This is a genomic window from Glaciecola sp. KUL10 (assembly GCF_003203515.1).
In the GTDB taxonomy this organism is placed as follows: domain Bacteria; phylum Pseudomonadota; class Gammaproteobacteria; order Enterobacterales; family Alteromonadaceae; genus Glaciecola.
In genome coordinates, this window is the sequence record NZ_BGNG01000006.1 from 158,261 (window position 1) to 181,912 (window position 23,652).

A 23,652-nucleotide genomic window follows, 5' to 3' on the forward strand; every position below is an offset into this window, starting at 1 on the left:
CAAGGCTAATATACTTATAGATACAGTGTTTACGGCATAAAGTATTCATTTTTAATTTTGAAAGTACAACTTAACGACTATGGTCTTATTTGCTTTGTCTGTAGTTAAATTATGCTCCTCGCGTCATTTTACAAGCACCAAGGCCTATTTTATGATTTTTAAGCTATTTGTTTTATTAGCGATGGGTGTGTGTGCTTTTCCCGGTGAAGCTGCCCAAGCTAATATTGATCTGACCGATTCTATTTTTGGCTACTTAGCCATTGCGCTCTTTGTCATCGCCTATATTTTCGTGATGTTTGAAGAGCAAATTCACTTACGCAAATCTAAACCCGTTTTACTTGCGGCTGGACTAATTTGGTCGTTGATAGCCATCGCTTATCAAGGTTCAGACTATGTCAATGCGCCTGAGCACGCTATCAGACACAACTTCTTAGAATATGCAGAGTTATTTTTCTTCCTACTTGTTGCCATGACGTATATCAATGCCATGTTAGAGCGAGGGGTATTTGATGCCTTGCGCAATGTCCTTATTTCAAGAGGTCTCAGTTATCGCGGATTGTTTTGGCTCACTGGTGTCTTGTCGTTCTTTATCTCACCTATCGCGGATAACCTTACAACCGCTTTGGTGATGTGCGCAGTTGTAATGGCCGTGGGCAAAGAGCAACCTAAATTTATCGGTTTGGCGTGTATTAATATTGTGGTTTGCGCTAACGCAGGAGGAGCTTTCAGTCCATTTGGTGATATCACCACCTTGATGGTGTGGCAAAAAGGGATTGTCGAATTTGCTGAGTTTTTCCAGTTATTCGTGCCATCTGTCGTTAACGCGATTATCCCTGCGTTTATCATGAGTTTTGCCATTCCCAAAGGGCACCCAAGTGCGATAGAAGAAAATGATAAGTTAGTGATTAAACGAGGTGGTCTGGTCATTGTCGCTTTGTTTTTAGCAACCATTGTCACTGCAATCAGTTTTCACTTATTTCTTCACCTTCCTCCTGTTTTTGGGATGATGACGGGCTTTGCTTATCTAAAGCTTTATTCATATCACCTTAAGTTACAAAGCAAAAACTGGGAACAGGAACCTGATGAAAGCCCTGGTTCAACGCCTCATGGAAGCTACGGTAAATTTGATATCTTTAATAAAATTGCACAAGCAGAGTGGGACACCTTGTTCTTCTTTTATGGTGTGATTTTGGCTGTAGGAGGATTGGGTTTTATGGGCTACTTGGCACTCGCTTCATCGTTTATGTACGGTGAGTTAGGGCCACTTAACGCAAATATTCTAGTCGGCATATTGTCTGCTATCGTTGATAATATTCCAGTGATGTTTGCAGTACTCACGATGAACCCTGATATGTCGCAAATGCAGTGGTTATTAGTTACTTTAACTGCTGGCGTGGGTGGCAGTTTGTTATCGATAGGTTCTGCGGCAGGTGTGGCGTTGATGGGACAAGCTAGAGGCTACTACACCTTTTTTGGCCACCTCAAGTGGGCACCTGTTATTGGCCTGGGTTATGCCGCCAGTATTGCAACACACCTTTTAATTAATAGCTAAGCAAAAGTGTTCATAAATCCTTTGGCCTAAGCGACTAAATATTCGCTTGGGCCAAAAAACTCGTTTCAAAGATTGAAATATACGGCTTTGTTCCTATATATTCACTCGCAGGCTTATTTTCTGGCCATTTCTTACCGTACTACGAGAATTCAATGAAAGCATTAGATATAAAAGGCTTGGAAAAAGTCTATTCGGGCGGCGTTTATGCGCTCAAAGGGATAGATTTAGCAGTGGAAGAGGGTGATTTCTTTGCTTTGTTAGGCCCCAACGGCGCAGGAAAATCAACGACCATAGGTGTGATTAGCTCTTTGGTAAATAAATCTAAGGGCGAAGTTAATATTTTTGGTCATTCCTTAGAGCACGACTTAGTTAATGCTAAGAGTTGTATTGGATTGGTGCCCCAAGAGTTTAATTTCAACCAGTTTGAAACCCTACTGCAAATCGTCATCAATCAGGCCGGTTATTACGGAGTGCCAAGAGGCATCGCAAAAGAACGTGCTGAGAAATACCTTAAACAGCTTGATTTATGGGATAAACGCAACTCAGCAGCCAGAACACTTTCAGGTGGAATGAAGCGTCGACTAATGATTGCGCGCGCGTTAATGCATGAACCTAAAATGCTGATACTTGACGAACCCACCGCAGGAGTTGATATCGAGGTTCGCCGTTCGATGTGGGCTTTTTTGAAACAAATAAATGAGCAAGGGATCACCATCATTCTGACCACTCATTATTTAGAAGAAGCCGAGATGCTTTGCCGTAATATTGCGATTATCGACAAAGGTCAAATTGTTGAAAACACTAGCATGAAAGCCTTGCTTGCCACTTTGAACATCGAAACCTTCGTTTTTGATTTAAGCGAAGGCGCAAATGATATCAGCATTGAAGGCTTTGAAACGCGCGCGCTTGACGACACAACATTAGAAGTTGATGTACACAAAGAAAAAGGGCTCAGTGCAGTCTTTGAGTACTTCAGCCAACAAAAAATAAAGGTGCAAAGCATGCGCAATAAATCTAATAGGCTTGAAGAGCTATTCGTTAAGCTTGTCGAATCCAATCAAAATAAGGACAAAGCATAATGGCTAGTCGAAATATGACCGCTTTATCCACTATTTGGATTAAAGAGTGTACTCGTTTTTTGCGTATTTGGGTGCAAACGCTTGTTCCGCCTGCGATCACTATGTCCTTGTATTTTGTTATTTTTGGAAACGTCATCGGTAGCCGAATCAGTGAAATGGGCGGGTTTGATTATATGACGTTCATCGTGCCCGGCTTGATTATGATGTCTATCATTACCAATTCGTACTCAAACGTTTCTTCGTCTTTTTTTAGTGCTAAGTTTCAACGCAATGTAGAAGAATTGCTTGTCGCACCCGTTCCTACATGGGTAGTGATTATGGGGTTTGTCGGCGGTGGTGTAGCGCGCGCCATGATTATTGGCGTGATAGTGACCATCGTATCAACGTTTTTTGTTGATATAGATATCTACAACTACGCGGTAGTGATCGTTACGCTAATACTGACCTCTACACTATTCGCAACAGCCGGTTTGATAAACGGAATTTTTGCTAAGACCTTTGATGATATCAGTATCATCCCGACCTTTGTGTTAACGCCTTTGACCTATTTAGGTGGTGTGTTCTACTCGATCGAAAAGTTGCCTGAGATTTGGCAAACAATCAGTCAAGCAAACCCCATTATTTATATGGTAAATGGCTTTCGATACGGTTACTTGGGAAGCTCTGACATTAATTATGTTTATGCACTTGGCTTGCTTATTGGTTTTAATGTGATTTTGTTTACGGTTGCCTATACATTGTTAAACAGAGGCACAGGTATACGAACTTAATGTTTGCTGAACCTCGTAAAATAACGACTAATCAAGTTGCGCCGCATGAAGACTTACTTTCAGTGGTGCAAAAGTATAAAAAAAGCGACAACTTAAAACCTATTGCTCAACACACAAAGGCAGCATTTGACCAAACCATAGACTGGCTTGCTGACTGGCAAGGCGAGGTTATTTTGGATGCGTGTTGTGGAGTGGGTGAAAGCACTTTGCATCTTGCAAGTATGCACGCGGATAAACGAATCATAGGCATTGATAAGTCAGCGCTAAGGCTAAATAAAAACCAACACTACGAAAAAGGCTTTGTTGATTCTTCTTCTAATACGCAGAATAATCATTTGATTTTACAAGCTGACTTAGAAGACTTTTGGCGTTTGCTTGCAGATTATCTACCTCAAGCAAAATGGAACGTAGTATCGCAATACTTGCTTTACCCCAATCCATACCCTAAAAAATCTCAACTACAAAAACGTTGGCATGCATCTGCTTCTTTTAAGTCAATGATATCTTGTGGCAAAAAATGGGAAGTGCGCAGCAACTGGCGGTTATACCTAGAAGAGTTCCAACTAGCCTTACAGGCTTACAATATCCAGTCAGATATACATGAGATAACTACAAGCCCCATTACGCCTTTCGAGCGTAAATACCTCGGCGGTGGGCAAAAATGTTGGCAGTTAGTGACTCGTTAAGTCTATGAGACAGTTGCGGCAGGGCTGTTAAAAAAGAAGCCTTGTCCGTAACGAATGCCCAGTTCGCTTAATTCTGCAAGCGTTTCGCTGTCTTCGATATGTTCTGCAACTAATTTGGTTTGATACCGTTTGCACAAGGCCACTAATGGTATGATTTGTGACAGTCTAGCCGCTTCATCGTGGACATTATTAGAAACACTCCCTCTGATTTTTAAAGCATCGACCCCAATTTTAAGTAGTTTTTCGAGTTCTGAATCTGCTGACTCGATATCGTCGATACTAATACTCAAGTTTTTACATTGAGCAACTAGCCTTTCAATCACTTGGATAGAGTCAAGTGCATCATCTATGGACACTTCAATACCAAATAGGTCGTTATCTCTTTGTTTGCATTCGTTTACGAGCCAATCAACCATGTTTTCATCACGTAGGTCAGCCGATGATAAGTTAATGCTCCACGGCATCTGATGAGAAGAAAGGTACTGATGACCCAAAGCATAGATATGGTGAGTTAGTTCAATGTTTGCTTTTTCGCGATCAACGATATAAAGAAACTCTGATGGGAGAAAAATGTGGTCAGACTCTGTTACTAACCTAGCCAAACACTCATAACGCCAAACCGTATTGTACTTTAAATCAATAATTGGTTGGAAGAACGGAACAACTCGTTCAATCGCAAACTCTGAGGTGACAAGACGTTGGTGCATTATAATTCCGCTTTCTGACTGTTACCCCTTTATCGGCAACATTCTTAATTAAACCACTCACTTATGGTTTAAAAAGTATACAAAGCAATACATAGGTCTATCTATTCATTATTGTTAGGGTAACTCCAGTTATTTACCAATCAAATCCGACAATAGACGATAGGTGTATGTGAACCATTATTTTATATTTTGGTAAAAGTACTATCTTCATGTAGAATTTCGTGATCTAAGTTTTCAGGTGGTATTTCAATTTGGCTAAAGCAGAGGTAAGCCTTGACCATTTGTATCGGGTATTCACAAAACCCGAGCACAATGATTCAACGCTAACCAAGATTGAGCAACATTTGTCTGACAATATTTCAGACTTCCTGTCTCAACATGTGGTTACAAAGAAAACGTCTTTGGAAGAGATTGAACAAGATTTCTTTGACGCTCACGTGCCTGATTCCCCGGAGTTTGTCTCGACGCATGCCGAGAATTTGCTTGATAAACTGGTTTCTCACTCGGTCAACACCTATTCGCCAACGTTTATTGGCCATATGACCTCTGCCTTACCTTATTTTCATCTTACGCTTGCCAAACTACTGGTGGGCTTGAATCAAAACCTAGTTAAAATCGAAACGTCAAAAGCGTTTACGCCGCTAGAAAGGCAAACGCTTGGTATGCTACATAACTTAATCTATCAGCGTGAGGGTAGTTTCTATGAAGCACACTTACATAGCGCGAAACATGCACTTGGCGCCTTTTGTTCAGGCGGGACCATTGCAAACATCACCGCGCTTTGGGTAGCTCGAAACAAATGTTTAAGCGCCAATGGCATTTTTAAAGGGGTTGCAAAAGAGGGCTTAGCCGCCGCTTATCGTCATTACGGTATTAAAAATCTAGGAATTATGTCTTCTAATCGTGGGCATTACTCACTTTCCAAAACAGTTGATGTATTAGGCATTGGCCGCGACAACATGCTCACTGTACAAAGCCCAACACAAACCCTGTGCCCAAAACAAGCCTTAGCGTTGGGCAAGGCATATCAAGCAAGTGGTAATAAGCTACTAGCAATTGTAGGAGTCGCGGGTACGACTGAAACGGGACATGTCGACCCGTTAAATGAACTAGCTGATGTCGCTGAAGAGCTCGGTTGTTGGTTTCATGTCGATGCCGCGTGGGGTGGTGCAACGCTTTTCTCTGAAAAATATCGCGGTATTCTCAACGGTATAGAAAGAGCCGATTCGGTTACTATTGATGCGCATAAGCAAATGTATGTACCGATGGGGGCTGGAATGGTGTTGTTTAAAGATCCAGAAAACAGTAATGCTGTGCGCCACCATGCGCAATATATTTTGCGACACGGTTCAAAAGACTTAGGCGCAACTACCTTAGAAGGGTCACGAAATGGCATGGCGATGATGGTGTATTCATCCTTGCATATTTTCGGGCGCAAGGGATATGAGCTTTTGATCAACAAATGCATTGAGCAAGCCAAGCATTTTGCTCAAATGATAGAAAATCACAATATGTTTGAGTTGGTGACGAAGCCGACTTTATCACTGCTTACATATCGCTTGAGACCTGCCAGTTTAGTCAATCTAGATAAATTCACTACCGTAGATATCGAGCGAATCAATAATGAACTCAACACCCTCACAGTCTCCATTCAAAAACAACAACGTGAAGCTGGAAAGTCATTTGTTTCAAGAACGCGTATCGAAGTCGAGCGCTACCACGGTCAAGTGATTACTGTGTTTAGGGTGGTATTGGCAAACCCGTTAACCACGCATGAGCATTTAGAGCAAATTCTAGAAGAACAAGTTGAGCTTGCTAGCAAACACGCAACTTGGTTGAAGCTTAGCGAAGAAATATTTGAAGCCATCGCTTAAGTTTCAAATAGTGATAACTAAACCATTAACTTGGTACTCAATTGTAAACCTTTTGTGATACTTTCGGGATAACTCCCGCGCATACTTTTTCTCGTGTTCTAGTCAAACAACTAACGAGGAAAAATCATGACAACACTTACACGTATTACTAAATCAATCGCGCTGGCAAGTGGTCTAGCGGTTGCTTCATCTGCATCATTTGCAGCAGATCTTGAAATTACCATTCAAAACTTAACGGCAGGCATTTATTTTACTCCCTTAGCAGTTGTTGCTCATACACCTGATGCAAGTCTGTTCGAGATCGGCGAAGAAGCTACACCAGAGCTTCAAGAAATGGCTGAAGGCGGAAGCTTGGCAGGTTTAGCTGGCATTGCAACTAGTATCAATGCAAATGTAGTTGCAAACCCTGCGGGCGGCCTTTTAGGTCCAACTGCTACAACAACAGCAACATTAACAAATGACGATGGCAACTCAGTGTTATCAATAGTCGCGATGATTTTACCTTCAAACGACGGGTTTGTTGGTCTTGATAACTGGCAGATCCCGACTGAAGCAGGCACTTATACGGTGTATCTAAATGCATATGATGCAGGTACAGAAGCCAATGACGAATTGCGTGGCGGCGGTGCACCAGGTGCGCCAGGTATGCCAGTTCCACCACCACTTGATCCTCTGTTAGGCACTGGCGGAAGTGGCGTGTCTTCGGCTATTACTAACGATACTGTTCACATTCATCCAGGTAATATTGGTGATGCTGATCCAACTGGTGGTGCAAGCGATGTTGCCAATACTGTTCACCGTTGGTTAAACCCTGTAGCTAAGGTCACAATTACAGTTAGCTAAGGAGACTTATCATGAAATTACAAAGCAAAAATATATTTAAGTTAGGGCTGCTAGCTTTATCAATTGCTGCAATAAGTGCTTGTTCAGACGAAAAAGAATTTGTTGAAGTTGAAGTACCTGTCGACCGAATAGTTGAAGTGGAAGTACCCGCGCCAGTGCCAGAACCTGTTAATTTTGTTTACCAAGTAACGGTGACAAATATGACCGCTGCACAACCTTTATCACCTGTTGCCGTGGTTGCTCACGAATCCGGTAACCTCTGGTATGTCGGTCAGGCTGCGAGTGTTGAGCTGGAACAATTAGCTGAAGGTGGCGACAACTCGGGCTTGTTAGCGACTGGCGGTGCTTTGGCGACAGCGGGTGGTGCAGCCCCAATTGGTCCAGGTAATAGCGAGACAATTGAAATCACCGTGGTTGATAAAGAAGACGCACTTTTATCATTTGCAACCATGCTGGTGAATACAAATGACGCTTTTGCCGGTCTTGATGCATATAACCTTGGAAGTTTGAGTGAAGCGGGGATGTCATGGACGACTGTCCTCCCCACACTTGACGCAGGTACGGAAATGAATAACGAAGCGGCGGGCACTATTCCAGGTCCTGCTGATGGCGGTGAAGGCTACAACCCAACACGCAGCGGTCGCGGTATTGTTTATTTCCATCAAGGTGCAGTGACATCTGACGACGGTTTAGATTCATCTGTACTGACCGCTGCTCATAAGTTTGATAATCCATCGGTAAGAGTGACAGTGACTAGAATGCAGTAAGCCCTGCGCATTACTTGTCACTCTTTTGGTGGTAGTCAAAATGATAGTGCAGTTTAACTATCATTGATAAGATGTTGGCAGTTGTTGCTTTGCTTCAACTGCCAATATTTTTAAGGAGAAAAGAATGGCTGATAACGTTCTTGTCGTAGAAGATGACCTCGATATCGCAACCCTCATTAAAGTTAATTTAAGCGAACTCGGATTGTCCATTGATCATTTTGCTGATGGTCAAGCTGGTTGTAACGCAGCCTTAGAAAAAGAGTACAGCTTAATATTGTTAGATGTCATGCTTCCTTCAATGAATGGCCTTGATATATGTCGCAAAGTACGTGACAGTAAACCAGAACAAGCAATCGTAATGCTGACTGCAAAAAACTCTGAAACTGATAGAGTCTTAGGGCTAGAATTAGGTGCTGACGATTACATGACTAAACCGTTTAGCATTAGAGAGTTACAAGCTCGTGTGCGCTCTCAAATACGAAAAGCGCATTTGTTGCAACAGGCAAATAATCACCATGCACAACCCAGTAACATTATTTCGAGTGGTGAGCTGCTAATTAACCAGCAAACCCGCGAAGCAACTCGTAATGGCGAGCCTTTAGATTTGACCGCTACTGAATTTGACTTGCTTTATCACTTGATGGGGCACCCCAATCAAGTATTTTCACGCACGCAGTTATTAGAGTCTGTTTGGGGTTATCAACACTCAGGTTATGAGCATACGGTTAATTCACATATTAATCGCTTGCGCGCAAAGGTAGAACATAGTGCTACCGATCCTCAATACGTTCAAACTGTATGGGGCGTAGGGTATAAATTTAACACGCAACACAAGGCAAGTTAGTATGTGGCCGATTAGACTGTGTTTCTATCAGCGCTTATCCGTATCGTTAGTCGCTGGGTTCTTGATTATCCTTAGTTTGTTTATGGTTGCGTCGACAGAAGTTAACGACACTATGAAAAACGAAAGTTCTCAGCGATTGCATATCGATTTAGCGAAACATTTGGTGCACGACAACCCGATTCTTCAGACAGGCGTGTACGATTACGATGCACTTAAGAATCTATTTCATACCTTAATGGTACTTGGGCCTAGTTTTGAATTCTATTTTGTCGATCCTCAAGGGGTTATCAAAACATATTCTAAAGACATAGGTGAAGTCGCTTTAGATAAAATTGATTTAGCGCCAGTTAAAGAATTCATCAATGGCACCGCGACAATGCCTATCGTGGGGGACGATCCTAAATCATTGGACAAGCAAAAAATCTTTTCTGCTGAAGCGGTATACAACAACGACCAATTGCAAGGTTATTTGTATGTGATTATAGGTGGTGAACGGTATGACACTATCGCACAAAATCTGAAACGTAGCCGAGGTGTTCAATATCTAGTGCTGATTATCGTTGCGGGTTCATTATTTTTGTTGTTTGCTTTGTTATTACTATTCAGGTTCTTTACAGCGCCTTTAAAGCAATTATCTGACGATATGGACCAATTCAGAGCGGGTGGCTTTGATTTGTCAAAAGCGGGCATTGAGACACGTCCATGGAAAGATGACAGTCGCAACGAAGTACAACGCTTGGGTAACTCGTTTAATCAGATGATTGAGCATATCGATATGCAGCTTCGACAGCTTAAGCAAACTGACCTAGCACGCAAAACCATGCTGGCTGACTTGTCGCATGACCTTCGCACTCCGCTGGCTAATCTACAAGGCTTTATCGAAACGCTTGCATTAAAAGGCGAGCAAATAAGTCCAGAAGAACGTGCTGAATTTATGCAAATCTCGCTTAAAAATTTACATAATTTGAAGCACTTGATTGACCAAATTTTTGAATTGGCATATTTAGAAGGCGGTCACGTTACTCTTAAAAAAGAGTCTATTGTGTTAGCTGAATTACTGCACGATATCGCTGCTAAGTTTACTTTTAAGGCTGAAAATAAAGACCTTAAAATAAACGTAAATGCAGGCAATCAAAACGCTTATGTCTACGCTGATATCGGCAAATTGGAGCGAGTGCTTACAAACCTTATAGAAAATGCAATTAGACATACTCATGCAGGTGGGTCTATCAATATCAACGTATTGGAACGAAACGAAGAGCTGGTGGTAGAAGTCAAAGATACCGGTGTAGGGATCAGCGAAAAAGAACTTAACTATATCTTTGATGCGCGCTATCAAGCATCGAATAAAGAAGACGATGCTCAGCTTCATGCGGGCCTAGGTTTGGCGATTTGCCAAAAGCTCATGATACTTTTAGATTCAAAACTAGAAGTCAGCAGTGAGTTAGGCAAAGGCACGAGTTTTAGTTTTAGTTTGTCTCAAATAAAACCATAAGTATAACTTCGCATTTCATCACTAATTTCAGACTAAAATCTACTTTACATAAAAGCACAACAGTACGCTTGTTGTGCTTGTTTAAATCAAATAACTAAATATATCGGCTTTATTTGAACTGATCCTACACTGTCATTATTTGTTCATGAAGATTACTGCATAAACAGTTATTCTACGTATCGCTAGTTAATCCTTTACTTGAGAGAGTGAAATGCAAATATTCGTCGACACTCATAGCCATACCATTGCCAGTACCCATGCCTACAGTACCTTAGGTGAGTACGTTGCAGAAGCAAAACGGAAAGGCATGCAAATGTTCTCTTTAACTGAGCATGGCCCCGATATGCCAGATTCTCCTCACCCATGGCACTTCGGAAACCGCAAAGTCATCCCTAGAATTATTGATGGTATTGCTATTTTAAAAGGTATCGAAGCCAATATAAGAGAACCAAGTGGGGGCTTGGATATCCCAGAGGGGATGCTTAGCTACCTAGACTTCGCGATAGCCAGTTTTCATGAACCTGTATTTACACCAGGCTCAAAAAAAGAACATACACGAGCGATTATTAACAGTATGAAGACCGGTCATTGCCAAATACTAGGGCACTTAGGCAACCCCAATTACCCATTTCATCATGATGAAGTGATAAAGGCAGCGAAAGATTTAAACGTGCTTGTTGAAATAAATAATAGTTCACTTACCCATAGCAGAGCAGGTAGTGAAAAGAACTGCAAAGCAATTATGGAATGCATCGATAAACATGATTGGAAAGTCGTCTTTTCAAGTGATGCTCACATTGCGCATCATTTGGGGGAGTTTACTGAGAGTATCGAAATCGCCAAGCAAATTGGATTTCCCGAATCACGCATAGTTAATCAGAACGCTGAACGCTTTTTAAGGTTTTTGGGGGAGCATGGAAAGTCTGTTGCGGTTGAGCTTGCAGACTGGTCTGCAAGCCACACATAATACTAGGCTAGGCCTCTACGTTCAGCTCTTTAAGCTTACGAGTGAGAGTATTTCTTCCCCAACCGAGACGTTTAGCTGCCTCTTGTTTGTGACCATGAGTGTGCGCTAAGGCTCGCTCAAGAAGCACTTTTTCAAAGCTAATAAGCGCTGTATCTAAAATGTCATTCTGACCCGCATTAAGTTGATAATCGGCCCACTGTGAAAGTAAGGCTTTCCAGTCATTGGACTGACCTTGTACTTCGACTTCCTCGGGTTGATGCATCAACTCTTGAGGTAAGTCGTTTGGCAGAATTTCTTGCCCACTTGCCATCACGGTTAACCATCGACAAGTGTTTTCGAGTTGCCTCACGTTACCCGGCCAGGGTAATTGACAGAGCATCTTCTCGGCAGCTTTGCTGAGTATTTTTACTTCGACTCCTAACTCTTTGCCTGCTTTAGCAAGAAAATGCTGGGCGAGCAGTGGAATGTCTTCGCGTCTTTCATTTAATGATGGTATATGAATGCGAATTACGTTTAAGCGGTGATACAAATCCTCTCTAAACTTGCCTAATGTGACTTGCTTCTCTAAATTCTGGTGGGTTGCCGCGATAATTCTGACGTCCACACTGACCGGATTGTGCCCACCAACACGATAAAATTGGCCGTCGGCTAATACTCTTAGTAGTCGAGTTTGCACATCAAGTGGCATGTCTCCGATTTCATCTAAAAATAGCGTACCACCGTTAGCTTGTTCAAAGCGCCCTTGTCTTGCGGCGGCGGCACCGGTAAATGCACCTTTTTCGTGACCAAATAATTCTGATTCAATCAAGTCGGCAGGAATCGCAGCCATATTTAATGCAACAAAGGTATTTGCCGAGCGTGGACTGTGCTTATGCAATGCATGCGCTACAAGCTCTTTACCCGTGCCTGACTGACCATTTATGAGTACACTAATTGAGCTCCTTGATAATCTACCGACTGCTCTGAATACCTCTTGCATAGCAGGTGCTTCACCAATGATTTCTGAAGCTGGGTTTTGGACTTCAGTTTGCTTTAATTTGGTTTGTTCTTTGGCGTGTTCTAGCGCGCGCTTGGTCAGAGTGATGGCATCATCAACATCAAATGGCTTTGGCAAATATTCAAATGCACCGCCTTGATAGGCGTTAACTGCGCTGTCTAAATCGGAATGGGCGGTCATGATGATCACGGGCAAATCGGGTAAATGCTCATGCACGTGTGTCAATAAGGTCATGCCATCCATTTGCGGCATGCGAACATCTGATATTATTACCTGTGGCGCTTGCCCAGATTCAATTTGAAGTAACACATCCTGTGGATTTTCAAAGCTTACACAGGCGATTTTTGCGGCCTGCAATGCCTTTTGCAGAACCCATCTGATAGAACTGTCGTCATCTACTATCCATACTGGTTCGTTCATTTTTACAATACTCTTTTTGTAATAGGTAAATAAATTTTAAATTCGGTATGTCCCACAAAACTTTCGACATCTATTTTTCCGTTATGATGTTCTGCTAAGGTTTGTGCGATTGATAAACCTAAACCGCTACCGTTCGATTTAGAGGTCACCATAGGGTAGAACAGGGTATCTTTTAATGCTGGTGGGATACCTGGGCCGTTATCTATGATGCTGATCACCAAAACAATGGGATATTGTTTTTGTTGAATCACAATTTGTCGCTCAATTCGTGTTTTAAATGTAATTCGTGCGTTCTCAGTCTGTGATGATTTTAGGGCTTGCATACTATTTCGGGCAATGTTGAGCAAAACCTGCTGAATCATATCTTGGTCGATCATTAAGTCAGGTAATGAGGGATCGTAGTCTCTGCGAACATCAATGTTGTGACTCACGTCAACGTCTATTACAGACCTTACTTTCTCAATGACTTCATGAATATTCTGCCAACGTTTTTGCGGCACCGAATTGGGACCTAAAAGGCGATCGACTAGATTTCTTAAACGATCAGACTGTTCGATAATCATTTGTGTAAATTCTTTTTGATCGTCAGTTGCCAACTCTTTTTGAAGTAATTGAGCCGCACCTCTAATACCGCCAAGTGGATTCTTTATTTCGTGTGCCAGTCCTCTGACAAGCTCTTTTGCTGCCTGTTGCTGTGCGTGTTGTTGGGTTTCTTGTGTAATTTTACGCTGTTTGTCTATTTGTCGAACTTCGAGCACCATGAGTGGGATGTCTTTGTCCACTATAAACGTGACGGTGACGTCTGCTAGAAAGCATTTTCCGTCTTTCAAACATAGTTGTGCTTCAGTTTCGATAAAGTCTTCATGATTAACAAATGCAGAATCGAACTTTTCTTTATCGAAGCCATCATCAATAAAAAAGTCATTAAATGGACGATCTTTAGTTTGACTTCTACCTGTTTCTAATAGAGCTAGCCCCGCGTCATTAGTAAAATGTATAGTGAAAGACTGATCAAGAACAAACACCGAAGTCTTTAACAAACTAACAATGTGTTCTAAGTCTAAACTATTATTTTGCATCTTTTTGAGTCACCTAATTTCAATTGCACCAAAATGGGTCGGCAGGTTTGTTGTGATGTTTAGACGCCTAAAAACCAATTTAAAACATAAATAATTAACTTATGTAAATCAGAAGCTTATAGTTACTAAGGGTTAGTTTGAACCAAAGGCTTTTTGATTATTGAATTTTTGTGCAAATAAAATCGTTGTGTAGGGGATGATGCAATTACCTTGCCCTTATTATCAACAAAATTGATTTGGTAGGGATATGTTCCTCGGTCTAAACCATCTAAGCTGAAAGTACCACTTGTAGACTCTAATGTTCGGTCTCTCAAGCGCAGTAAGAATCGACCCGATATTTTAGGTTCCATATTGGCAACGATGTGAACCTTGCCAGTATTGCTGCGGATTGTAGCTTGGTGTTTCGGGCTTTCAATAGTGAGCACAGGAATTTTTTGTGTCACTGTTGGCGCGTGTTTAGGCGTATTGATAGGGCTTGCTTGCGCGGGAATAATAGTACTTGCGCCATTACTTAAATCAACTTGCTGAGCCCCATCAAATGGTTTGTCTGAAAAAGTCACTGAGCCGTCGGCATTTATCTTTTTATAAATCTCCTGAGCTTGCACAATGTTGGTGCTAGCTAAAGCGACCAATATCACAAGGTTTTTAAGATTTCTCAATCCAAAACACGTGCTCTTTTTTTGTGCCACAGGAATAACTCCAAGATGAAACGCTTGATAATAGACTAGCATAAAAAAAGCCCGTGATGATCACGGGCTTGGTATCTTATTTAATAAGTAAGTGCCACTTTGAGCGACGCTTACATCATAAACTTAGTCTTATACGCTGTAATACATTTCAAACTCAACTGGGTGAGTCGTCATGTTAAGTTTTTCAACTTCTTCAGCTTTAAGTGCAATGTATGCATCGATCATGTCGTCGCTCATGACGCCACCAGCAGTCAAGAATTCACGGTCTGCATCTAGTGCAGCAAGTGCTTCTTCTAATGAACTAGCAACTTGTGGAATTGCAGCCGCTTCTTCAGCAGGTAAGTCGTATAAGTCTTTGTCCATTGACTCACCTGGGTGAATCTTGTTTTTGATCCCGTCAAGGCCAGCCATTAACATTGCTGTAAACGCTAAGTATGGGTTAGCTGTTGGGTCAGGGAAACGAACTTCAATACGACGAGCTTTGTCGCTAGTTACAAAAGGAATACGGATAGACGCTGAACGGTTACGTGCAGAGTATGCAAGCATTACCGGCGCTTCGAATCCAGGTACTAGACGCTTGTAAGAGTTAGTTGACGCGTTTGCGAATGCATTGATTGCTTTAGCGTGCTTGATGATACCACCGATGTAGTAAAGTGCTTCATCAGAAAGACCTGCATAGCTGTCGCCAGCGAAGATGTTTTTGCCATCTTTACCGATTGATTGGTGACAGTGCATACCAGAACCGTTATCGCCGACTAGAGGCTTAGGCATAAAGGTAGCTGTTTGTCCGTAAGCGTCAGCCACGTTGTGAACAACATACTTATAGATTTGAATTTCGTCTGCTTTTTTAACCATTGTGTTGAATTGGCAAGCGATTTCGTTTTGACCCGCAGTCGCAACTTCATGGTGATGTGCTTCAACCACTAAGCCCATTTCTTCCATTACTAGGCACATTGCTGTACGTGTATCATGAGCAGAATCAACTGGCGCTACTGGGAAGTACCCACCTTTAACGCGAGGACGGTGACCTTTGTTTCCGCCTTCAAACTCTGCGCCAGAGTTCCAAGCAGCTTCTTCTGAATCAATTTTGTACATTGAACCAGACATATCCGTGTGGAAACGAACGTCATCAAAGAGGAAGAATTCTGGTTCTGGACCAAACAATACAGTATCACCGATACCTGTAGATTTAAGATACTCTTCTGCACGCTTAGCAACAGAACGAGGGTCACGGTCATAACCTTGCATCGTCGATGGCTCAAGAATGTCACAAGTGATGTTTACTTGAGGCTCTTCTGCAAACGGGTCTAACACAGCAGTTGTTGGATCTGGCATTAACACCATGTCAGATTCGTTGATACCTTTCCAACCAGCAATTGATGAGCCATCAAACATTTTACCTTCTTCAAAAAAGTCTTCGTCGACTTGATGAACAGGGATAGATACGTGCTGCTCTTTACCCTTTGTGTCTGTAAAACGCATATCTACAAACTTTGCTTCGCTTTCTTTAATTAGCTCTAATGCTGACTCAATTGACATGATGTCCTCCATTGAAAAAAATCGTGAGCGGTGCTTCTTTATCACCGCGCTTCAAACTATCCGAATTAGACGTTGAAAACAATAAGCTATTTTTGTGCCATTTGAAGGTGCATAGAAAGTGTTTGTTTTATATAAAGAAAAATTAAGAAAGTGAAAATTAAACAAATATTAATGCACCATAATGGTGAGGTGGTGTTTTATTTTGGTGCGCGTTTTGATGCTGGTCTTAAACATAGCAAATTGTCGCCCTATAGACGAAAACTGACGAAAACCTACTTAGTGCCTTCAGTGTCTTAGGTTTGAGCCTGAAATTTAAAAGGATGTGTTGATAAGTATGACAATTGTGTGATTTTTTGCACTTTTATTGACAAAGAAATTCGCTATATTGCGAATACTTCTGTACAATCCGCGCCCTATCATTTCGGGGGACTAAGCCCCTTTTTGTTTTTTTGAGAGTAATACATGTCTTCATCCATTGAAAACCTCCGCAACATCGCGATAATCGCGCACGTTGACCACGGAAAAACCACATTAGTTGACAAGCTTCTTCAGCAGTCAGGAACCTTAGAGAGTCGCGGCGAAGCCGAAGAACGCGTGATGGATTCGAACGACATCGAAAAAGAACGCGGGATCACCATTCTTGCAAAGAATACTGCGATCAACTGGAACGACTACAGAATCAATATTGTTGATACTCCTGGACACGCCGACTTCGGAGGTGAGGTAGAGCGTGTAATGTCAATGGCAGATTCAGTTTTGCTATTAGTTGATGCGCAAGAAGGCCCAATGCCACAAACGCGCTTTGTAACGCAGAAAGCCTTTGCTCAAGGTCTTAAGCCAATTGTTGTTATCAACAAAATCGACAAACCAGGTGCTCGTCCAGATTGGGTAATGGACCAAGTTTTTGACTTGTTTGATAACCTTGGCGCGACAGACGATCAATTAGATTTTGAAGTTGTATATGCAAGCGCCTTAAATGGTTGGGCATCAAACGATGCAGACACACCAAGTGACGATATGACGCCACTGTTTGAAACGATTGTTAAACAAGTTGCTGCGCCAGACGCTGATCCAAATGGTGGCTTCCAAATGCAGATTTCTCAACTTGATTACAACTCTTATGTAGGTGTTATCGGTGTTGGCCGCATTAGTCGCGGTACAGTAAAAGTTAACCAGCAGGTTACCGTTGTCAATGCAGCGGGTGAAAAACGTAATGGTAAAGTTGGTAAAGTACTCGGTTATTTGGGATTAGAAAGACATGATGTAGACGAGGCACAAGCGGGAGATATCATCGCTATCACAGGCCTTGGAGAGCTGAAAATTTCTGACACTATCTGTGACGTAAATGATGTCGAAGCGCTACCAGCACTCTCTGTAGACGAGCCAACGGTTACCATGACGTTCCAAGTTAATACTTCTCCATTTGCAGGTAAAGAAGGTAAATTTGTCACCTCTAGAAATATTTTAGAGCGCCTACAAAATGAGTTGGTTCACAACGTTGCGTTGCGCGTTGAAGAAACACCTGATCCAGATAAATTTAGAGTGTCGGGACGTGGTGAACTCCACCTAGGCATTTTGATTGAAAATATGCGTCGCGAAGGTTACGAACTTGCAGTCTCTCGTCCTGAAGTAATCTTGAAAGAAGAAGACGGCGTGTTGATGGAACCGTATGAATCATTGACAGTTGATGTTCAAGAAGAGCATCAAGGGTCGATCATGGAGCAACTTGGTCTTCGCAAAGGCGAGATGACTAATATGTCTCCTGATGGAAAAGGTCGTGTCCGTATCGACTTTATGATTCCTTCTCGTGGTTTAATTGGTTTCCAAACTGATTTCATGACAATGACGTCTGGTTCTGGTTTGTTGTATCACACGTTTGACCATTATGGCCCTCACAAGGGTGGAAATATCGGTCAGCGCAAGAATGGTGTATTAATTGCGAATGCAACTGGTAAAGCATTAACTAACGCTTTATTTAATCTGCAAGAACGTGGTCGTTTATTTATCGGTCACGGTGTAGAAGTGTATGAAGGTATGGTGATCGGAATTCATAGCCGTGACAATGACCTTACGGTAAACGCCCTGAAAGGTAAGCAACTAACCAATGTTCGTGCATCGGGCACAGATGAAGCGCAAACACTTGTTCCGCCGATCATTTATACACTCGAGCAAGCGCTTGAATTTATCGATGATGATGAATTAGTAGAAGTGACACCTGAGTCTATACGTATTCGCAAGAAACTATTGACTGAAAGTGATAGAAAACGAGCAGGTAGAGCAAGTAAAAAAGAATCATAAGCTAATAATAAGTTTATGCTAAGCGATTGAAAGCCCAGCGGAAGCTGGGCTTTTTTTTGCTCAAAGTTATTGTTATGTATGTTATTTCATACTAATGATAAACCTAAATACTTAAGCAGTAATCACTAGTTCCGATATAGTTATTGGGTACTAGACATGGATTTTGCTCAATTGCAAAGAAGGGTTACTTTACATATTAAGTTCAAGGCCGACATCGCTTTCAGAAACATCATGATCGCGATGCTGTTTGGTATTAGCATATTCATTTCGACTTCCCATGCACGCGGGAATTTTGTGCTTAATAACGAATCACAACTGGTTTCAATTTTAGACGAAATTGAAAACGACACGATATCTTCCCCTCTTAAGAAAATTGAAACGCTAGAAAATTTAATCGAAGTTGCGAAAACTAACAGATGGCGAAGCTCACTTTTGCAGGCGAACATCAAACGTATTACCTTGCTAGTTTACACCGACAATCTTGCAGGAGCTGAAAAAGCTTGGCCCCAAGTACACCAACTTGCTACGCAAATTGGTAAACAAGAGGATCTCATAAGGCTTGATCTCGCCTCACTATATTTTACTTACCCTTTTAACGGTGTTGAGACTGTCAAAGAAAAACATAAACTACTTCTTCAGACAGCAGAAGATATCGAGTCAGCACAACTACTTGGTGATATTTACGAAGCCTTGGGCACAAGCAATCATCTTAGTTATTCACCTTATGATGCTATTCGATATCTTCAAAAAGCGTATGAATATTACACTATTTCTGATGATTCGATTAGTTTGGGTGGCGTCCTTTCTTCACTTGGCAGTCTATACGTTGATCTCGGTAATTATGAAATGGCCATTGAGTACTTTTCGGACTCTCTTCAACTCGCGGAGGAGACGGGTAATGAATTCTCAAGGTCTGTGATTTTATTTAACATTGGCGAAGCTCACATTAGTAATAGTGAATATGAGTTAGCAAAGACCAGTCTGTTGGCGGCAAGGGACATAAGTAAAAACTTAAACGACGACATTGGAGTCGCTTGGGCTGAAGCCTCACTCGCTGATATTGCAATTTCCTTGGGCGAATACAATAAAGCGATTGCTATGTTTCAAGCAGCGCGGCAAAAGTTTACAGAGACAGGTGATAACCTGATGTATTTTAATACTCTAGTTGGCGAGGTTGAAGCTAAGCTTAAAATAAAAAACATTCCAGATGCAATCAGCTTATTAGAAAAGGCTGAAGCGATGTTAGGCAATGTCAACTCCTCATATTCTGAACAGCTTTTTAATTCAGTCATGGCTGAAGTGATGTTTGAGTCTGCAAATTACAAACAGGCTTATCTTGCCCTAGAGAAAGTAATTGAAGAGCGCGATAGGCTCGATGAACTCGAGCAACAAGAGCAAGTTCAAAAATTTAGGATTCAATTCGATTCAGATCTGAAAGAAAGCCAAAATCGCACGCTAGCAATCGAGAATCAATACAATCTAGAAAGGTTAAACCAGCAGCGGGAAATGCAATTCTTATGGGCAATTATTCTCTTTTTATGTGCCTTTGTGCTTCTCATTGTGCTATGGCTTTTGTTTAAGCAGGTTAAACACCGAAATCGTTTTCGAGATATGGCGTTGATTGACGACTTAACCCAAGCGCCAAATAGAAGAGCAATATTGACTGTTGCTGGAAGGGCATTCAAGCGCTCTCTCAAAGATCTTGAAAAGACGACGGTTTGTCTTATTGACCTCGACCACTTTAAGCAAATTAACGATACATTAGGGCATGAGGTCGGGGACAATGTATTAGTTGGGTTCTCTAAAGCATGTGATCAATCGATAAGACGACATGACCATTTTGGACGCTATGGAGGAGAAGAGTGGCTTCTTTTACTGAGAGATGTAAGCGCAACTGAGATTAAAAATGTGTTTGAACGAATTAGAAAAAGTGTGAATGAAATGGAAATCAAAGGGCTTCCCGAAGATTACTATCTTAGTTTTAGTATGGGATGTGCTGAATTTGATAAATCAAAAGACGCCGATATTCGAGCACTAATAAAGCGAGCTGACAACATGCTCTATCATGCCAAGCAAGATGGCAGAGACCAGTTCTTGATCACTTAGTCAGTTTTTAGCATGACTTATTAACTCTAAGTCTTTGCTTTTAAACTTCGATTTCATACACTGCTTACCAGCATTTTGATACTCGATTCGGAACATTCATGGATTTTTCTAAAAAACCTTCTCGCCAATCTACTTTTGCATATAAATGGGAAAAGTATAAAGACACTGATATTTTGCCGATGTGGATCGCCGATACTGAATTTGAGTGCGCACCTGCTATTTTGGACGCCATGACAACGCGTGTCGAAAACGGATTGTTTGGTTACACCTTGCCAGCCCATGCGACGCCTTCAGTAGATGCGATAATCCGTTGGTGTAAAAAACAGTATGACTGGGAGATTGAGAGTGATTGGGTGGTTTGGACACCGGGTGTGGTGCCTGCTTTCAATGTCGCGATTCAAGCGTATAGCAACCCTGGTGATGGGGTAATTGTGCAAACGCCAAATTACCCACCCTTGTTAGCTGCTCCCAGTATCAATCAACGTAAGAAACTTGAAGTCGGTACTCTCAATATTGACGGTCGTATGACGCTAGACTTCGATGCGCTTGAGAAGTATGCAAGCCTTCCAGACACCCGTTTGTTTATCATTTGCAATCCAATGAACCCAGTGGGCAGTGTATTGACCAAGAGTGAGTTAGACCGAGTTGCTGATATTTGTGAACGACATCAAGTCAAGCTATGCTCTGATGAAATCCACTGCGATTTAATTTTGGATGATTTGACGCACCTACCGGCCTCTTCACATCGTCAATTAAAAGACAATTCGATAACGCTTATGGCGGCCAGTAAGACCTTCAATATCGCAGGGTTAGGTACATCATTTGCGATCATTCCGAATAAGCCACTTCGCGCAGCGTTCAACAAAGCCGCAAGGGGGATCGTGCCTTGGGTTAATGTAATGGGATTAGTTGCGACTGAAGCAGCGTTCACTCAATGTGATGATTGGCATCAAGGTCAACTCGCATACTTGAAAGAAAATAGAGATTATTTGGTACGCGAAATAAATAAGATACCAGGCTTAAAAGCAATGACTCCACAAGCTACATTTTTGCTTTGGGTTGACGCTTCAGGCTTGGGGGTTGAAAACACACAAAAATGGTGTGAAGAAAAGGGAGTGGGACCTTCTCCGGGGATCGATTTTGGTGAGCCCAACTGTTTTAGATTGAACTTCGGATGTTCAAGAGATTACCTTGAGGAAGCAATCGTCAAACTTTCATCTTGATAGGCGCGCAAGGCGTCAAAACACCAACGCTTTACTTAATTATGGCTTAAGAACGCAGAATACTAAACTATGTAGGCGTGTCTTCCCTACATTTTTTGTTAGATACTTTTGCATGCTGGTATTCTTAAGTTATTGAAAAAATTATGATTAAATTTATATTCTTGTGTATAGCATCTACTAATCTTGACCTTATTAATCTAAGTGACTAATTTAAATGAAAAAAGGTGCATTTTTTGCAGACTGTTGATATTCTGAACGAGACTAAGAATAAAAATAAAATAGTGTGCTAAAACTAATTATCATAGTCCTATCAATGTTAAATGTGTTTGCCTCTTCGGTTTGTGCTGAACTGAATAGCACGCATGTAATAAACGTTGCTACAAAAAAGGCTCAAATCGCCATCATAATTGACGACATTGGCAACAAGCCTGCTGATGCTGACGCATTTGTGTTACCTTCAAAAGTTACCTTCGCGATCCTTCCTCACACTGATTATTCGACAAGGTTTTCTAATTGGGCAAAGCAACAAAGCCGAGAAGTAATGTTACATATGCCAATGGAGTCCTTGAATGGTAAAGCATTAGGACATGGCGCGATATTATCTACAATGTATCCAAATGAAGTCGAAAAGGCACTTGCCGAAGCCTTGAGAAGTGTTCCTGATGCGGTCGGTGTAAACAACCATATGGGGAGTAAATTGACCCAAATTACCCTCCAAATGTCTTCGGTGATGGATGTTTTACGAGACAGAGGATTGTTTTTCGTTGATAGCCGAACTACGAAGTTTACACGCGCTCATCTCATTGCCCAAAAAACCGGCGTATTATCAGCACAAAGACATATTTTCCTTGACCACTTTCCTCGAGAAGACTTCCTAAAAAGGCAGCTCTCAACACTGATTAAACAAGCAAGAAGACAGGGGAGGGCAATTGGTATTGCTCACCCTTACCCAGTCTCAATTGAGTTTTTACAACATGCGCTAGCTAATTTACCCAAAGACGTTGAGCTGATCTCAGTTTCGGAATATCTGGGCCATCAAAAGTTTAGACCTGCCAACAATTTGAAGTTTGCTGAAAATACAAGAAATGAACCAATAATGGTTTCTCCTGAGTAAATTTAGCTATGTAATAATGTTGCATTTTGCAGCGATTGTTATACTATAACGCCCCTTGAAATCCGAAGTTGTATGTTGATGAATTGTGACACTGCTGAGTTAAAAACACCTGCTAACGCTGATGCCCTGAAAAGCGCTGAGGACTCTGTTGTGCCTGTAAAATCATCTGTATCGAATGGCTTGTTAGACAAACTCGGTATTTGGATTTCCAGCATATGTGCTTTACATTGTTTGCTCATTCCCATTCTTCTTCCAATCGCGCCGCTTGTCGCTAGTAGTGTTTTTGCTGAAGTATGGTTTGAACGTGCAATACTCAGTTTTTCGATTTTAGTTGGATTTGCAGCATTGTTTGTTGGTTTTCACAAGTACCACAGGCAACTTTACCCTATTTACTCCTTGGTATTGGGTGGCTTAATCTACTGGAATAAAGACGTCTTCGGTCACGAATATGAGCCATTTACTATTACTATCGGTGCGATGTTAATTATCGCGGCTCATGTTATAAACCTTCGTTTATGCAAGCAGTGTAAGTCATGCGAAGATGAGGCTTGCAATTAAGATTACCGGGTTGATTCACTCTCTAACCAAAGTTAATAGCATCTC

The 23,652-nt window shown here is 41.7% G+C and carries 20 protein-coding genes; 15 read left to right on the forward strand and 5 right to left on the reverse strand.

Annotated features, from left to right (window positions below; all coding sequences use genetic code 11):
- Positions 1-151: 151 nt before the first annotated feature.
- From nhaD to KUL10_RS11875, 4 genes are all read left to right on the forward strand, one after another.
- Positions 152-1,552, forward strand: coding sequence for a sodium:proton antiporter NhaD (gene nhaD / locus KUL10_RS11860; RefSeq protein ID WP_110429146.1), 1,401 nt, complete (start codon positions 152-154; stop codon positions 1,550-1,552).
- A gap of 152 nt (positions 1,553-1,704) precedes the next feature.
- Entirely contained in the window at positions 1,705-2,631 is a 927-nt protein-coding gene (locus KUL10_RS11865) for an ABC transporter ATP-binding protein (RefSeq protein WP_110429147.1), read from the forward strand.
- Positions 2,631-3,401 carry an ABC transporter permease gene (locus tag KUL10_RS11870; RefSeq protein WP_110429148.1) on the forward strand — a complete coding sequence of 257 codons (771 nt, stop codon included), beginning with the start codon at positions 2,631-2,633 and terminating at the stop codon, positions 3,399-3,401. Before KUL10_RS11865 ends, KUL10_RS11870 begins: the two co-directional genes overlap by 1 nt.
- A complete protein-coding gene (locus tag KUL10_RS11875) occupies positions 3,401-4,087 on the forward strand; it encodes a class I SAM-dependent methyltransferase (protein ID WP_110429149.1) in 687 nt (228 codons plus the stop codon). Before KUL10_RS11870 ends, KUL10_RS11875 begins: the two co-directional genes overlap by 1 nt.
- Positions 4,088-4,089: 2 nt before the next feature.
- On the opposite strand, the gene KUL10_RS11880 is transcribed toward KUL10_RS11875, so the two are convergent.
- The gene (locus KUL10_RS11880) at positions 4,090-4,794 is read right to left on the reverse strand and encodes an EAL domain-containing protein (RefSeq protein WP_110429150.1); all 705 of its coding nucleotides are present in this window, start codon (positions 4,792-4,794) and stop codon (positions 4,090-4,092) included.
- A 251-nt stretch (positions 4,795-5,045) separates the two neighbouring features.
- Here KUL10_RS11880 and panP point away from each other — a divergent pair, with 251 nt between their 5' ends.
- From panP to KUL10_RS11910, 6 genes are all read left to right on the forward strand, one after another.
- Entirely contained in the window at positions 5,046-6,668 is a 1,623-nt protein-coding gene (gene panP / locus KUL10_RS11885; protein WP_110429151.1) for a pyridoxal-dependent aspartate 1-decarboxylase PanP, read from the forward strand.
- A gap of 126 nt (positions 6,669-6,794) precedes the next feature.
- Positions 6,795-7,511 (forward strand): spondin domain-containing protein, encoded by a 717-nt coding sequence (locus KUL10_RS11890; protein WP_110429152.1) that lies wholly within the window; start codon positions 6,795-6,797, stop codon positions 7,509-7,511.
- 11 nt (positions 7,512-7,522) lie between these two features.
- The gene (locus tag KUL10_RS11895; RefSeq protein WP_110429153.1) at positions 7,523-8,278 is read left to right on the forward strand and encodes a spondin domain-containing protein; all 756 of its coding nucleotides are present in this window, start codon (positions 7,523-7,525) and stop codon (positions 8,276-8,278) included.
- 124 nt (positions 8,279-8,402) lie between these two features.
- The gene (locus tag KUL10_RS11900; RefSeq protein ID WP_110429154.1) at positions 8,403-9,122 is read left to right on the forward strand and encodes a response regulator transcription factor; all 720 of its coding nucleotides are present in this window, start codon (positions 8,403-8,405) and stop codon (positions 9,120-9,122) included.
- Position 9,123: 1 nt separating this feature from the next.
- Entirely contained in the window at positions 9,124-10,617 is a 1,494-nt protein-coding gene (locus KUL10_RS11905) for a HAMP domain-containing sensor histidine kinase (RefSeq protein WP_233499800.1), read from the forward strand.
- A gap of 211 nt (positions 10,618-10,828) precedes the next feature.
- Positions 10,829-11,584, forward strand: a complete 756-nt coding sequence (locus KUL10_RS11910) for a phosphatase (protein ID WP_110429155.1) — start codon at positions 10,829-10,831, stop codon at positions 11,582-11,584.
- A 7-nt stretch (positions 11,585-11,591) separates the two neighbouring features.
- Here the strand turns inward: KUL10_RS11910 and glnG are convergent, their stop codons facing one another.
- The 4 genes from glnG to glnA form a co-directional block, all read right to left on the reverse strand.
- Entirely contained in the window at positions 11,592-13,001 is a 1,410-nt protein-coding gene (gene glnG / locus KUL10_RS11915) for a nitrogen regulation protein NR(I) (RefSeq protein ID WP_110429156.1), read from the reverse strand.
- A 2-nt stretch (positions 13,002-13,003) separates the two neighbouring features.
- A complete protein-coding gene (gene glnL, locus KUL10_RS11920; protein ID WP_110429157.1) occupies positions 13,004-14,080 on the reverse strand; it encodes a nitrogen regulation protein NR(II) in 1,077 nt (358 codons plus the stop codon).
- Positions 14,081-14,205: 125 nt separating this feature from the next.
- Positions 14,206-14,769 carry a DUF4124 domain-containing protein gene (locus KUL10_RS11925; RefSeq protein ID WP_158525377.1) on the reverse strand — a complete coding sequence of 188 codons (564 nt, stop codon included), beginning with the start codon at positions 14,767-14,769 and terminating at the stop codon, positions 14,206-14,208.
- 129 nt (positions 14,770-14,898) lie between these two features.
- Positions 14,899-16,308 carry a glutamate--ammonia ligase gene (gene glnA, locus KUL10_RS11930; RefSeq protein ID WP_110429159.1) on the reverse strand — a complete coding sequence of 470 codons (1,410 nt, stop codon included), beginning with the start codon at positions 16,306-16,308 and terminating at the stop codon, positions 14,899-14,901.
- 462 nt (positions 16,309-16,770) lie between these two features.
- On the opposite strand from glnA, the gene typA reads away from it, so the two are divergent.
- From typA to KUL10_RS11955, 5 genes are all read left to right on the forward strand, one after another.
- Complete coding sequence (gene typA / locus KUL10_RS11935; protein ID WP_110429160.1) at positions 16,771-18,606, forward strand: translational GTPase TypA; 1,836 nt, start codon at positions 16,771-16,773, stop codon at positions 18,604-18,606.
- Positions 18,607-18,762: 156 nt separating this feature from the next.
- Complete coding sequence (locus KUL10_RS11940; protein WP_110429161.1) at positions 18,763-20,712, forward strand: GGDEF domain-containing protein; 1,950 nt, start codon at positions 18,763-18,765, stop codon at positions 20,710-20,712.
- A gap of 98 nt (positions 20,713-20,810) precedes the next feature.
- Positions 20,811-21,935: a MalY/PatB family protein gene (locus KUL10_RS11945; RefSeq protein ID WP_110429162.1), complete on the forward strand. Its 1,125-nt coding sequence runs from the start codon at positions 20,811-20,813 to the stop codon at positions 21,933-21,935.
- Between the two features lie 313 nt (positions 21,936-22,248).
- Complete coding sequence (locus tag KUL10_RS11950) at positions 22,249-23,049, forward strand: divergent polysaccharide deacetylase family protein (protein WP_110429163.1); 801 nt, start codon at positions 22,249-22,251, stop codon at positions 23,047-23,049.
- 78 nt (positions 23,050-23,127) lie between these two features.
- Positions 23,128-23,607: a MerC domain-containing protein gene (locus KUL10_RS11955; RefSeq protein ID WP_110429284.1), complete on the forward strand. Its 480-nt coding sequence runs from the start codon at positions 23,128-23,130 to the stop codon at positions 23,605-23,607.
- Positions 23,608-23,652 lie beyond the last annotated feature (45 nt).